This is a genomic window from Ectobacillus polymachus (assembly GCF_048159605.1).
In the GTDB taxonomy this organism is placed as follows: Bacteria; Bacillota; Bacilli; order Bacillales; family Bacillaceae_G; genus Ectobacillus; species Ectobacillus polymachus.
Window position 1 is genome coordinate 573634 of the sequence record NZ_JBLREB010000002.1, and the last position, 13428, is coordinate 587061.

A 13428-nucleotide genomic window follows, 5' to 3' on the forward strand; every position below is an offset into this window, starting at 1 on the left:
CTGTGGAAGAGAAGAACAATATAAAAATGGTCATTATCACCGGGATGTCGGGTGCTGGTAAAACAGTGGCATTACAAAGCTTTGAAGATTTAGGTTATTTTTGTGTAGACAACTTACCGCCTGCACTGTTACCTAAGTTTGTAGAGCTTATGTCCGAATCAACAAATAAAATGGATAAAGTAGCACTTGGGATTGATTTACGCGGACGAGAATTTTTCGACCATTTATGGGGAGCCTTAGATGATCTTACGGAACGAACATGGGTGATGCCGCATATCCTATTTTTAGATGCAAAGGATACGACACTTGTTACGCGTTATAAGGAAACGAGACGATCGCACCCATTAGCTCCAAACGATTTGCCATTAAAGGGCATTATGCTAGAACGGGATTTGTTACTAGATATGAAGGCGCGAGCAAATATCGTACTGGATACTACAGACTTGAAGCCGAAGGAATTACGAGAAAAGATTATAGGTTTATTTTCTACGGAAGATGAAACGGGATTTCGTGTAAATGTAACATCCTTTGGATTTAAATATGGTGTGCCAATTGATGCAGATTTAGTCTTTGATGTTCGCTTTTTACCGAATCCATTTTATATTCCTCATATGAAACCTCTTACAGGTTTAGATGAAGAAGTTTCAACTTATGTAATGAAGTTTTCTGAAACACATAAATTTTTAGAAAAGCTTACTGACTTGATTGGATTTATGTTGCCTCACTTTAAGAGAGAGGGAAAAAGCCAGCTTGTCATAGCGATTGGTTGTACAGGCGGACAACATCGCTCTGTAACGATTGCTGAGTATTTAGCAAAGTATTTTGAACAGGATTATAGTACGCATGTGTCTCATCGTGATGTTGATAAAAGAAAGGGACATTAAGGTATGGTAAAAGAGAGAAAACCAAAAATGGTCATTTTTGGAGGGGGAACAGGATTATCCGTCCTCTTGCGGGGGCTAAAAAAATATCCCGTCGACATTACCGCCATTGTGACGGTTGCCGATGATGGAGGAAGCTCAGGCAGGCTGAGAGATGCATTAGAAATTCCACCTCCAGGAGATGTTCGCAACGTTCTCGTTGCGCTTTCCGATGTAGAACCTTTAGTAGAGGCATTGTTCCAGCATCGCTTTACTACCGGAGATGGTTTGTCAGGTCATGCGCTAGGCAATTTATTGCTTGCTGGAATGACATCGATTACAGGGGATTTTTTCCACGCCATTACGGAAATGAGTAAAGTATTAAATGTAAGAGGGCGTGTCCTCCCGGCAGCAAATCAAAGCGTTGTGTTACATGCTGAATATGCAGATGGCACAATTATTTCAGGTGAATCGAAAATTCCTGACTCTGGTGAAAAGATTAAGCGTGTCTTTTTAACACCAGAACAGGTTGAGCCGCTTTCAGAAACATTAAATGAAATTAAAAAAGCCGACCTGCTTGTATTTGGTCCTGGCAGCCTATACACGAGTATATTACCGAATCTTCTTGTTAAGAAAATTGGAAAGGCTGTTCTTGCTGCAAAAGCAAAGAAAATTTACGTATGCAATGTAATGACGCAACCAGGAGAAACAATAGGATATGCTGCATCTGATCACGTTCAGGCACTCCATGATCATCTCGGAACATCTTTTATTAATACTGTTATCTTAAATAACGGGGAAATACCCGATCATTTGTTAATACGATATCAGAAGCGGGAGTCAGAGCCAGTAGCGTGTGATGAAGATAAACTAAAGTCTCTTGGAATTGAAGTCATTCAAGATAAGCTGGTCAAATATAATGATGATGTTATTCGTCATAATACAGCTAAATTAGCATCAATTTTGTATGCGCTATTATAGGATTTTACGGGAGGTGAGAACATGTCATTTGCATCAGAGACGAAGAAAGAACTGACGAATATAGCCATAAAGGACTGTTGTGTTAGGGCAGAATTGTCAGCTCTTATTCGTATGAACGGCTCACTTTCCTTTTCAAATCGTCGTCTTATTATAGATATTCAAACGGAAAATGCGGCAATTGCCAGGCGTATTTATGTGCTATTGAAAAGAAGCTATGAAGTGACGGTAGAGTTGCTCGTTCGAAAGAAAATGCGTTTAAAGAAAAACAATGTGTACATTGTGCGACTCGTGGAAAAGGCGAAAGAAATTCTGGATGACTTGCAAATTATTCAAGGTGATTTTTCACTCGTTCATAATATTTCACATGATCTTATTCGCAAGAAGTGTTGCAAACGCTCTTATTTACGCGGAGCGTTTTTGGCGGGAGGATCGGTGAATAACCCGGAAACTTCCTCCTATCATCTAGAAATATTCTCACTATACGAAGAACACAATGATAGTATATGTGAACTCATGAACGAGTTTGATTTAAATAGCAAAACGCTCGAACGTCGAAAGGGATACATCACCTATTTAAAGGAAGCGGAGAAGATTACAGAATTTCTGAATATTATCGGTGCTCATAATGCCTTGCTTCGCTTTGAGGATATTCGAATTTTACGAGATATGAGAAATTCAGTAAATCGTCTTGTTAATTGTGAAACCGCTAATTTAAACAAAACCATTGGGGCAGCCCTTAGGCAAATCGAGAATATTAAATACATTGATCGGGCCGTGGGACTCGATTCTCTTCCTGACAAGCTGCGCGAAATTGCAGAATTGCGTATTACCTATCAGGATGTTACCTTAAAGGAATTAGGGGAGATGATGTCCGGAGGAACAATAAGTAAATCCGGCATAAATCATCGTTTAAGAAAAATAGATGAACTAGCGGAGAAACTGCGAGCTGGAGAACCAGCACTTAAGAAATAAGGGGGTAAATGAAAGTGGTAAACAAACAAGTAACAGTATCATTAAAGTCTGGATTGCAAGCACGTCCAGCGGCGTTGTTTGTGCAAGAAGCAAATCGATTTCATGCAGATGTTTATGTGGAGAAAGACGGCAAGAAAGTTAATGCGAAAAGCATTATGGGGATTATGAGCTTGGCAGTTGGAGCAAATAGTGAGGTGACCATTACTGCTGATGGTTCTGACGAAGCAGAAGCAGTAGAGGCATTAATAAAATTTGTACAAAAAGAACATTAAAAGCGAACCCGTGGAGGAAATTATTTTTTCTTCGTGGGTTTTTTCGCTTTTAGAAAACATACAAAAGCCCACAAAATCACTTACAATTTTGTGGGCTTTCCGTTTAACGTACTATTTATTTCTTCGCAACGATTTTGTCAATCAAACCGTATTCTAGTGCTCTTTCTGCTGTCATGAAATTATCACGCTCTGTATCACGTTGGATAACTTCTAAAGGTTGACCTGTGCGTTCTGCTAAAATGCCATTCAATTTATCACGTAAGAAAAGAATCCGTTTTGCAGCAATTTCAATTTCTGTTGCTTGACCTTGCGCACCACCAAGCGGTTGGTGAATCATAACTTCACTGTTAGGAAGTGCAAAGCGTTTGCCTTTTTCTCCTGCAGCTAATAAAAATGCACCCATAGATGCTGCCATACCGATACAAATGGTTGAAACAGGAGCTTTAATAAATTGCATCGTATCATAAATAGCCATACCAGCTGTAATGGAACCACCAGGGCTGTTAATGTATAAATGGATATCCTTTTCAGAATCCTGTGCTTCTAAGAACAAAAGCTGTGCTACAATTGAGTTTGAAACATTATCATCAATGGCACTACCAAGCATGATGATACGGTCTTTTAAAAGACGAGAGTAAATGTCATACGCGCGTTCTCCGCGGTTTGTTTGTTCAATAACTGTAGGAATTAAATTCATTCGTATTCCTCCTTTAATAGAAAAAATCTTTCATCCTTATGATACAATTATGGTCAAAAAAGGTCAAACGAAACCACTTAGAATTTAACCTTTTATAAAATATGTATCCATGTACTTGTATTCGCTACTTGGGACGGTATCCCTTCTTTTCTACTATTCATCATCATAACCGAATGAACTGATTTTAAACATTGCATTTTTGTCAAAAAGTCTTTATAATATCGTTATGACCATTTGCGCTCGTAGCTCAGTTGGATAGAGCGGTGGTTTCCGGTACCACGTCTGTCGGGGGTTCGAATCCCTTCGAGCGCGTTCAAAAAAACTCAACCTATCGTAGGTTGAGTTTTTTTATTTTAAGTAAGAGAGACTTCTACGGTCAATTTCAAGCTGGAACGGTTTTATTTGTAACCACCGCCTAGCGGCCATACATATAATGTAAGAAGATTTCAATCATTTTTGTGCGATTTTTTTGACAATTTATTGTACAATATATGGTAAGCTTTGTTATGAAGTGTATTTCCCTTTTTAAAAATTTGCCGTTCATTACATTGTAAGGGAGAGATGAGCTTGAATCTGGTCCTTTCGCAGGAACAATCATTGCGGTTCGTGATGACCCAGGAATTACGCCAGTCCATTACGATGCTCCAATACAATGCGCAAGAGCTAACAGAATTTCTGTACGAGCAGATACTAGAAAACCCATTGGTTGATCTTAGCAGCTTTCATCAGAGAAAAGAAAAACGTGTCGTGGATAACCAAATGGATATATATAGTGCGCGTCCTGTTACCCTTTTGCAACATTTACGGAGTCAATTAAGTGAGATGGCCGTGCCGAGTTATTTGCGGAAAGTAGTTGTATGTCTGATTGATAGCTTGAATGAAAGCGGATATCTAGAAGAGACTGAGGAAGAGCTTGCTGCTTTATTACAAGTATCACATGCTGAAGTAGAACAAAGTATCGAAATTTTACAAATGCTGGAACCTGCAGGGGTTGGAGCACGTTCCCTTCAGGAATGTCTTGGTTTACAATTAAAGCGTTTACAAAACCGAAATACGTTAGCGGAGCAGCTTGTTTTTCATTATTTTCAAGAGGTAGCAAGAAGGGATTGGAGACGTCTTTCGCAGGAACTACATGTGAAAATGTCAGAGCTCCAAGCGGCGGTGGATACCATATTGTCCTTGCAGCCGAAGCCAGGTCTAGCCTATAGTCAAGAACTGCCACAGTATATCATTCCTGATATACGAGTTGAAAAGGTGAAGGATACGTATGTAGTAGAATTGCAACAATCTTACATTCCAAAGGTGAAAATTCATTCTGACTATCGAGATCTTTTAGCGAAAAGTACAGAACGAGATGTTACGACCTATTTATCAGACAAATATCAACATGTGAATTGGATTCTACGAAGCTTAGAGCAGCGAGATCGTACGCTGCTGCAAGTTATGGAAGCTATTGTTCGTAGACAGGAGGATTTTTTTCAAAAGGGTCCATCCTATATTAAGCCGCTTTCATTAAAAGAAATTGCGAATGAATTACACATTCATGAATCAACCGTTAGTCGTGCTACAAGGCATAAATATGTAGCGACACCTTATGGAGTTGTTGAAATGAAATCGTTTTTTAGTTATGCTATCCATTCGGCTGCGGAAGAGATTTCGACGAAACGAGTGAAAGAACTAGTAAAGGGTTTTATTGAAACTGAAAATAAGAGGAAGCCTTACTCGGATCAGAAGCTTGCAGGGCTATTAGAATCATCGTATGGCATTTCTCTCTCGAGAAGAACAGTGGCAAAATACCGTGAACAATGTAACATTCCTTGTGCTGCCCACCGCAAGCAGATTGGATCGTGATTATCGATGAAACTTGTATTGTATGGAAAAAGAAATTGTGGTCTATGTGAAGAAGCAAAATTCATATTAAATCAATTGAAATATGCATACAAATTTGAATACGAGGAAATAGATATATACGAGGACGAAAGCTTGATTGAGCGCTATGGAATGATGATCCCGGTTATAGAAATGAACGGTGAAATAGTAGAATATGGAGAGATTCACAAATGTGTCATAAGTAAGCGCTTAACCAAAGAGTTGCGGGTTGAATAAGAGAAAAGCCCCTGTTATAATAATAACCGTAGCAGGGATATTTTTTTAGAACATGTGGGACACAATATGTCACCACGGGACGTATAGTGCCCAACTCAATGAACGATGTAAGTGAGGAGAAAAGCAATGCGTTCATGGATTGAATACGCAAACAAATTATTACCTGATCTGCTACCTGTTATGCAAACTAGAATGAAAATTTTGCAGTACATACGGCTTTCACAGCCGATTGGCCGCAGAAACTTATCAGCTAGTTTACACATGACAGAACGAGTTTTACGAAGTGAAGTTCAAGTGTTAAAAACACAAAACCTGATTCACGTTACATCTTCAGGTATGTCTGTTACAGACGAAGGTGAATCCCTTGTGCTAGCCCTTGAAGATTTTATTCGCGAAATATCCGGCTTGAAAGTGTTGGAAGAAAAGCTTAAAGAAAAGCTTGGTTTACAGGATGTTTTCGTGGTTGCTGGCGACAGCGACGAATCGAAGTGGGTGAAACAAGAAATGGGACGTGCAACTGTTTCTTGCATAAGGAAGCGTCTGGAAGCACACAATATTGTTGCTGTGACTGGTGGAACAACGCTTGCATCTGTAGCTGAAATGATGGACATTGACCTTAAAAGCTTAGACATTTTGTTTGTACCTGCACGTGGAGGTATCGGAGAAAGTGTTGAAAACGAGGCCAATACAATCTGTGCCAAGATGGCAAAGAACACGAACAGCAGCTATCGTCTACTGTATGTCCCAGATCATGTTGGTATTGAGGTATACTCATCCATTATGTCAGAGCCATCTGTGAAATCGATTTTAGAATTGATTCATTCTTCGTCGATTGTGGTTCATGGGATTGGTGATGCATTTACGATGGCACACAGACGTAAAACACCTGAAGCAAACTGGAACAAAATTGAAGATGGCAAGGCTGTTGGAGAAGCATTTGGGTATTATTTCAACGAGCAAGGCGAAGTGATTCACAAAGTATTAACGGTCGGCATGCAGCTAGAGGATTTAGAACATATTCCTCATGTCATTGCAGTTGCTGGCGGTACTTCAAAGGCGAAAGCAATTCAGGCAGTTATCAGGCAAGGGCACACTTCACTGCTTGTGACAGATGAAGGTGCAGCAAAAGAGTTACTAAGGGGAAACCCTTAATATAATATTTATTCATTTTCTTGAGGAGGAATATCAAATGGTTAAAGTTGGTATTAATGGATTTGGACGTATTGGTCGTAATGTATTCCGCGCGGCTCTAAATAATGCAAATGTAGAAATTGTAGCAATTAACGATTTAACAAACGCTGCAACATTAGCACATCTTTTACAATATGATTCAGTACATGGTTCATTAAAAGCTGAAGTTTCTGTAAACGGCGACAGCATTGTTGTTAACGGTAAAGAAATTAAGGTTATTGCTGAACGTGACCCAGCTCAACTTCCTTGGAGCGATTACGGTGTAGAAGTAGTTGTTGAATCTACTGGCCGTTTCACGAAAAAAGAAGATGCTGAAAAACACTTAGGCGGATCTGTTAAGAAAGTAGTTATCTCAGCTCCTGCTAGTGGCGAAGATATTACGATCGTAATGGGCGTTAACCAAGACAAATACGATGCAGCTAGCCACAATGTTCTTTCAAACGCTTCTTGTACTACAAACTGCTTAGCACCATTTGCTAAAGTATTAAACGAAAAATTCGGTATCAAACGCGGTATGATGACTACTATTCACTCATACACAAATGACCAACAAATTCTAGACTTACCACATAAAGATTTACGTCGTGCACGTGCAGCTGCAATGAGCATGATCCCTACAACAACTGGTGCTGCTAAAGCCGTTGCTCTTGTATTACCTGAACTTAAAGGTAAATTAAACGGTGGTGCTGTACGTGTTCCAACTCCAAACGTATCACTTGTTGACCTAGTTGCTGAACTTGACAAATCTGTAACAGTTGAAGAATTAAATGCAGCATTCAAAGAAGCAGCTGAAGGCGAATTAAAAGGAATCCTTGGATACAGCGAACAACCACTTGTATCAATTGACTACAATGGTTGCACAAACTCTTCTACAATCGATGCACTTAGCACAATGGTTATGGAAGGTAACATGGTAAAAGTACTTTCTTGGTACGATAACGAAACTGGTTACTCTAACCGTGTAGTTGACCTAGTTGCTTATATCGCTTCTAAAGGTCTTTAATTCTTAGCCAATCATATATGACTTCTTAGGGAAGAGAGGGACTGTTCCCTCTCTTTTCTTTATTTTCAATCTGGCTTACATGGAAAAGAGCGACCGTGTTTGCTTTATGTTCATGCTTTTCTAAACAAAACCCCTTCGTATTATTCAACTTTATAGAAAATTGTGATAAGCTGATGAATGGGTTTTGTAAGTCCTATTAAAGATGGAGGAAATCCAAATGAACAAAAAATCAATTCGTGATGTAGATGTAAAGGGCAAACGTGTATTTTGTCGTGTTGACTTTAACGTACCTATGAAAGACGGTCAAATTACTGACGAAACTCGTATTCGCGCTGCGCTTCCTACTATTCAGTTCTTAGTAGAAAAAGGTGCGAAAGTGATTCTTGCAAGCCATCTTGGTCGTCCAAAAGGTCAAGTGGTAGAAGAAATGCGTTTAACACCAGTTGCAAAGCGTTTAAGCGAGCTTCTTGGAAAAGAAGTGAAAAAGACTGACGAAGCGTTTGGACCTGAAGTACAAGCTGTTGTAAACGGCATGCAAGAAGGCGATATTCTTCTTCTTGAAAACGTACGTTTTTATCCTGGAGAAGAAAAGAACGATCTTACGCTTGCAAAAGAATTTGCAGCATTAGCTGACTTATTTGTAAACGATGCATTCGGTGCTGCTCACCGTGCACACGCTTCTACAGCTGGAATTGCAGAATTTTTACCTGCCGTATCTGGACTTCTAATGGAAAAAGAACTAGAAGTGTTAGGAAAAGCATTATCAAATCCAGAACGTCCTTTCACAGCAATCATTGGTGGAGCAAAAGTAAAAGACAAAATTGGTGTAATCCGCAACTTGCTTGACATGGTAGACAATTTAATTATTGGCGGCGGATTAGCTTATACTTTCGTAAAAGCACAAGGACATGAAATCGGAAAATCTCTTTGTGAAAACGATAAATTAGATCTTGCAAAAGAATTTATGCAATTGGCTAAAGAAAAAGGAGTTAACTTCTATATGCCAGTTGACGCTGTTATTGCTGATGAGTTTGGTGAAAATCCAAATACAGATGTAGTAGACATCGATGCAATTCCAAGTGAATGGCAAGCATTAGATATCGGTCCAAAAACAGAAAAGATTTATGCTGATGTTATCAAAAACAGCAAATTAGTAATTTGGAATGGACCTATGGGTGTATTCGAATTTGATAAATTTGCAAATGGTACAAAAGCAGTAGGTGTAGCTTTAGCTGAATCTAAAGATGTATATTCTGTAATTGGCGGCGGTGACTCTGCAGCAGCAGTAGAAAAATTCGGTTTAGCTGACAAAATGAGCCACATCTCTACAGGCGGCGGCGCATCTCTTGAATTCATGGAAGGAAAAGAACTTCCAGGCGTTGTTTGTTTAAACGATAAGTAATCAAAAGGATGGTGCATCTCATGCGTAAACCAATTATCGCTGGTAACTGGAAAATGAACAAAACATTATCTGAAGCAGTGAGCTTTGCCGAAGAAGTAAAAGGACAAATCCCTTCTTCAACATTAGTAGACTCTGTTGTATGCTCACCAGCTCTATTTTTAGAACGCCTAGTTGCAACTGCAGCAGGTACGGAATTAAAAGTAGGCGCTCAAAACATGCATTTTGAAGAAAGCGGTGCGTTCACAGGCGAAATTAGCCCAGTTGCATTGCAAGATTTAAAAGTAAATTATGTTATCCTTGGTCACTCAGAGCGTCGTGAAATGTTTGCAGAAACAGACGAAACAGTGAACAAGAAAACGAAAGCAGCGTTTGCTCATGGTTTAACTCCAATCGTATGTTGCGGAGAAACGCTAGAACAACGCGAAAGCGGCAAGACATTTGATCTTGTAGGAGATCAAGTGAAGAAAGCATTAGAAGGCTTAACAGAAGAACAACTTAAGGCTACTGTTATTGCTTATGAACCAATCTGGGCAATCGGTACTGGAAAATCTTCTTCGAAAGAAGATGCAAACGAAGTATGTGCTCATATCCGCAGTGTTGTTGCAGCTACATTCTCTACAGATGTTGCTGAAGCAATCCGTATCCAATACGGCGGCAGCGTGAAGCCAGGTAACATCAAAGAATATATGGCGCAACCAGATATTGACGGAGCATTAGTTGGCGGCGCAAGCTTAGATCCAGCTTCGTTCTTGCAACTATTGGAGGCTGTAAAATAATGACTAGAAAACCAACTGCATTAATTATTATGGATGGTTTTGGTTTACGTGAAGAAACATATGGTAATGCTGTTGCACAAGCAAAAAAACCAAACTTTGACCGCTTATGGGCGAAGTATCCACATACAACGCTAACAGCATGTGGAGAAGCAGTAGGTCTTCCAGAAGGCCAAATGGGTAACTCTGAAGTAGGCCACTTAAACATCGGTGCAGGCCGCATTGTTTATCAAAGCTTAACACGTGTGAACGTTGCTATTCGTGAAGGTGAATTTGAAAGAAATGAAACCTTCCTAAATGCAATTAAAAACGTGAAAGAAAAAGGTACAAGTCTTCATTTGTTCGGACTTCTATCTGATGGTGGTGTACATAGCCACATCAATCATATGTTTGCGCTAATCCGCTTAGCTGCAAAGGAAGGCGTAAAGAATGTATACGTCCATGCGTTCCTTGATGGACGTGATGTTGGTCCGCAAACAGCAAAAGGTTATATTGATGCAACATATGATGTATTCAAAGAAACAGGAGTAGGACAATTTGCTACTGTTTCTGGACGTTACTACAGCATGGACCGTGATAAGAGATGGGACCGCGTTGAAAAATGCTACCGTGCAATGGTATACGGAGAAGGCCCATCTTACAAAGATCCATACGAATGTGTAAAGGATTCTTACGAAAACGGCATCTATGATGAATTCGTATTACCTTCTGTTATGACGAAGGAAGACGGTTCACCAGTTGCGACGATTTCAAATGATGACTCAATCATCTTCTATAACTTCCGTCCTGACCGTGCCATTCAAATTTCTCGTGTATTCACGAACGAAGATTTCCGTGAATTCGATCGTGGTGAAAAAGTACCACACATTCCAGAATTCGTGTGTATGACGAAATTTAGTGAAACAGTTGGCGGGTATGTTGCATTTAAGCCAACAAACTTAGATAATACATTAGGGGAAGTTGTTTCTCAAGCCGGATTAAAACAGCTTCGCATTGCGGAAACAGAAAAGTATCCACATGTTACCTTCTTCTTTAGCGGAGGTCGTGAGGCAGAATTTCCTGGAGAGGACCGTATCCTTATCAATTCTCCGAAAGTCGCTACATACGACTTAAAACCGGAAATGAGCATCTACGAAGTAACAGATGCACTTGTTAAGGACATCGAGGCAGAAAATCACGATGTGATCATCTTGAACTTCGCAAACTGTGATATGGTAGGTCACTCCGGAATGATGGAACCTACGATCAAGGCAGTAGAAGCAACAGATGAATGCGTAGGTAAAGTTGTTGATGCCCTTCTTGCTAAGGGTGGTACTGCTCTTATTACGGCAGACCATGGTAATGCCGATGTAGAGTTAACTCCTGAAGGCAAGCCAATGACAGCTCATACAACAAACCCTGTTCCTTTCATCGTAACAGATGAATCTGTGAAGCTTCGCGATGGCGGAATTTTAGGTGATATTGCACCAACTATTCTGACTGTTTTAGGTGTAGAACAACCAAAAGAAATGACAGGTAAATCAATTATCGTAAAATAATTTTTTAATTAAAAGGAGAGATTTTTTATGCCAACAATCGTTGATGTTTATGCTCGTGAAGTACTTGATTCCCGCGGTAATCCAACTGTAGAAGTAGAAGTTTACACTGAATCTGGTTCATTTGGCCGTGCTTTAGTACCAAGTGGTGCATCTACTGGTGAATACGAAGCAGTAGAACTTCGTGACGGTGACAAATCTCGTTATGGCGGTAAAGGTGTAATCAAAGCTGTAAATAATGTAAATGAATTAATCGCTCCTGAAGTTGTAGGTCTTGACGTAACTGACCAAGCTTTAATCGACCGCGTTATGATCGAATTAGACGGAACTGAAAACAAAGGTAAATTAGGCGCTAACGCAATCCTTGGCGTATCTATGGCAGTAGCTATCGCAGCAGCTGACTATGTAGGTCTTCCATTGTACCGTTACTTTGGTGGATTCAACGCAAAACAACTTCCAACTCCAATGATGAACATCATCAACGGTGGATCTCACGCTGACAACAACGTTGACTTCCAAGAATTCATGATCCTACCAGTTGGAGCTCCAACATTCAAAGAAGCATTACGTATGGGCGCAGAAGTATTCCATACACTTGCTAAAGTACTTAAAGGCAAAGGCTTAAACACAGCAGTTGGTGACGAAGGTGGTTTCGCTCCTAACCTTGGATCTAACCGTGAAGCACTTGAAGTAATCGTAGAAGCAATCGAAAAAGCTGGCTATGTACCTGGTAAAGACGTATTCTTAGGAATGGACGTTGCATCTTCTGAATTCTACAACAGAGAAACAGGCAAATACGATCTAGCTGGCGAAGGCCGCACAGGTTTAACTTCTGAAGAAATGGTAACATTCTTCGAAGGACTAGTAGCAGAATTCCCAATCCTTTCAATCGAAGACGGCTTAGACGAAAACGACTGGGAAGGTCACAAATTATTAACAGAACGCCTAGGCAAGAAAGTTCAACTTGTTGGTGACGACTTATTCGTTACAAACACGAAGAAGCTTGCACAAGGTATCGAACAAGGCGTTGGTAACTCAATCCTTATCAAAGTTAACCAAATCGGTACACTTACAGAAACATTCGAAGCAATCGAAATGGCAAAACGCGCTGGCTACACTGCAGTTGTATCTCACCGCTCTGGTGAAACAGAAGATGCTACAATCGCTGACATCGCTGTTGCAACAAACGCTGGCCAAATCAAAACAGGTTCACTTAGCCGTACAGACCGTATCGCTAAATACAACCAATTACTTCGCATCGAAGACGAACTTGGTGACATCGCAGTATACGGTGGTTTAAAATCTTTCTATAACTTAAAGAAATAATAACTGCAGAAACCTTGTAGATAAAAACCTCCTATCATGTGCGCACATGATAGGGGGTTTTTTGTGTAATAAAACTGGAGCCATTTCATTTATTATCGAAACGCCAAGGTTTATTATCGAAATTCAAAATTTATTATCGAAACTAGCGTGTTTATTATCGAAATCGATTATTTGGCAAGCAGAATGATCGTGGCATCGAGGATCCGAGGAAAGATTCATCTACAAAGGTGAGTCTTTTTTTATAGGCTATGTAAGCACATTGTTGTTTTTACAGCTATGCCTGATTTGAGCGGAATGTGCGAGAGAAACA

General features: G+C 39.9%; 14 protein-coding genes and 1 tRNA gene. 14 read left to right on the plus strand and 1 reads right to left on the minus strand.

The window, feature by feature from the left end; genetic code table 11:
- The first annotated feature begins 2 nt into the window (after positions 1-2).
- From rapZ to ACM5BR_RS13400, 4 genes are read left to right on the plus strand one after another with little or no spacing between them, the layout of a single operon-like run.
- Positions 3-884, plus strand: a complete 882-nt coding sequence (rapZ, locus tag ACM5BR_RS13385; RefSeq protein ID WP_416828458.1) for an RNase adapter RapZ — start codon at positions 3-5, stop codon at positions 882-884.
- Between the two features lie 3 nt (positions 885-887).
- Positions 888-1841, plus strand: a complete 954-nt coding sequence (locus tag ACM5BR_RS13390) for a gluconeogenesis factor YvcK family protein (RefSeq protein WP_416828459.1) — start codon at positions 888-890, stop codon at positions 1839-1841.
- Between the two features lie 21 nt (positions 1842-1862).
- On the plus strand, positions 1863-2813 hold the full coding sequence (gene whiA, locus ACM5BR_RS13395; RefSeq protein WP_416828460.1) for a DNA-binding protein WhiA: 951 nt from the start codon (positions 1863-1865) through the stop codon (positions 2811-2813).
- A gap of 14 nt (positions 2814-2827) precedes the next feature.
- Entirely contained in the window at positions 2828-3085 is a 258-nt protein-coding gene (locus tag ACM5BR_RS13400) for an HPr family phosphocarrier protein (protein WP_416828461.1), read from the plus strand.
- Between the two features lie 115 nt (positions 3086-3200).
- Here ACM5BR_RS13400 and clpP read toward each other — a convergent pair whose 3' ends face one another.
- Positions 3201-3782, minus strand: a complete 582-nt coding sequence (gene clpP / locus ACM5BR_RS13405; protein ID WP_416828462.1) for an ATP-dependent Clp endopeptidase proteolytic subunit ClpP — start codon at positions 3780-3782, stop codon at positions 3201-3203.
- A 236-nt stretch (positions 3783-4018) separates the two neighbouring features.
- Here clpP and ACM5BR_RS13410 point away from each other — a divergent pair.
- The 10 genes from ACM5BR_RS13410 to ACM5BR_RS13455 all read left to right on the plus strand — a co-directional run bounded on the left by ACM5BR_RS13410 (position 4019) and on the right by ACM5BR_RS13455 (position 13305).
- Positions 4019-4094, plus strand: a tRNA-Arg gene (locus ACM5BR_RS13410).
- A gap of 255 nt (positions 4095-4349) precedes the next feature.
- The gene (gene rpoN, locus ACM5BR_RS13415; protein WP_416828463.1) at positions 4350-5633 is read left to right on the plus strand and encodes an RNA polymerase factor sigma-54; all 1284 of its coding nucleotides are present in this window, start codon (positions 4350-4352) and stop codon (positions 5631-5633) included.
- A gap of 6 nt (positions 5634-5639) precedes the next feature.
- Positions 5640-5888, plus strand: a complete 249-nt coding sequence (locus ACM5BR_RS13420; protein WP_416828464.1) for a glutaredoxin family protein — start codon at positions 5640-5642, stop codon at positions 5886-5888.
- Between the two features lie 126 nt (positions 5889-6014).
- On the plus strand, positions 6015-7040 hold the full coding sequence (locus ACM5BR_RS13425) for a sugar-binding transcriptional regulator (protein ID WP_416828465.1): 1026 nt from the start codon (positions 6015-6017) through the stop codon (positions 7038-7040).
- A 37-nt stretch (positions 7041-7077) separates the two neighbouring features.
- Complete coding sequence (gene gap, locus ACM5BR_RS13430; RefSeq protein WP_416828466.1) at positions 7078-8082, plus strand: type I glyceraldehyde-3-phosphate dehydrogenase; 1005 nt, start codon at positions 7078-7080, stop codon at positions 8080-8082.
- A 217-nt stretch (positions 8083-8299) separates the two neighbouring features.
- Positions 8300-9484, plus strand: coding sequence for a phosphoglycerate kinase (locus ACM5BR_RS13435; protein ID WP_416828467.1), 1185 nt, complete (start codon positions 8300-8302; stop codon positions 9482-9484).
- A gap of 20 nt (positions 9485-9504) precedes the next feature.
- Positions 9505-10260 carry a triose-phosphate isomerase gene (gene tpiA, locus ACM5BR_RS13440; protein WP_416828468.1) on the plus strand — a complete coding sequence of 252 codons (756 nt, stop codon included), beginning with the start codon at positions 9505-9507 and terminating at the stop codon, positions 10258-10260.
- Positions 10260-11795: a 2,3-bisphosphoglycerate-independent phosphoglycerate mutase gene (gene gpmI, locus ACM5BR_RS13445; protein ID WP_416828469.1), complete on the plus strand. Its 1536-nt coding sequence runs from the start codon at positions 10260-10262 to the stop codon at positions 11793-11795. Before tpiA ends, gpmI begins: the two co-directional genes overlap by 1 nt.
- Positions 11796-11822: 27 nt before the next feature.
- Positions 11823-13118 carry a phosphopyruvate hydratase gene (eno, locus tag ACM5BR_RS13450; RefSeq protein ID WP_416828470.1) on the plus strand — a complete coding sequence of 432 codons (1296 nt, stop codon included), beginning with the start codon at positions 11823-11825 and terminating at the stop codon, positions 13116-13118.
- Between the two features lie 61 nt (positions 13119-13179).
- A complete protein-coding gene (locus ACM5BR_RS13455; RefSeq protein ID WP_416828471.1) occupies positions 13180-13305 on the plus strand; it encodes a hypothetical protein in 126 nt (41 codons plus the stop codon).
- The last annotated feature ends 123 nt before the right edge of the window (positions 13306-13428 follow it).

Bases quoted from the DNA above. Each gene is read 5' to 3' on its own strand.
- gap (WP_416828466.1), top strand. From the start codon at position 7,078: ATGGTTAAAGTTGGTATTAATGGATTTGGACGTATTGGTCGTAATGTA.
- tpiA (WP_416828468.1), top strand. From the start codon at position 9,505: ATGCGTAAACCAATTATCGCTGGTAACTGGAAAATGAACAAAACATTA.
- whiA (WP_416828460.1), top strand. From the start codon at position 1,863: ATGTCATTTGCATCAGAGACGAAGAAAGAACTGACGAATATAGCCATA.
- eno (WP_416828470.1), top strand. From the start codon at position 11,823: ATGCCAACAATCGTTGATGTTTATGCTCGTGAAGTACTTGATTCCCGC.
- clpP (WP_416828462.1), bottom strand. From the start codon at position 3,782: ATGAATTTAATTCCTACAGTTATTGAACAAACAAACCGCGGAGAACGC.
- ACM5BR_RS13420 (WP_416828464.1), top strand. From the start codon at position 5,640: ATGAAACTTGTATTGTATGGAAAAAGAAATTGTGGTCTATGTGAAGAA.
- ACM5BR_RS13425 (WP_416828465.1), top strand. From the start codon at position 6,015: ATGCGTTCATGGATTGAATACGCAAACAAATTATTACCTGATCTGCTA.
- ACM5BR_RS13390 (WP_416828459.1), top strand. From the start codon at position 888: ATGGTAAAAGAGAGAAAACCAAAAATGGTCATTTTTGGAGGGGGAACA.
- gpmI (WP_416828469.1), top strand. From the start codon at position 10,260: ATGACTAGAAAACCAACTGCATTAATTATTATGGATGGTTTTGGTTTA.
- ACM5BR_RS13435 (WP_416828467.1), top strand. From the start codon at position 8,300: ATGAACAAAAAATCAATTCGTGATGTAGATGTAAAGGGCAAACGTGTA.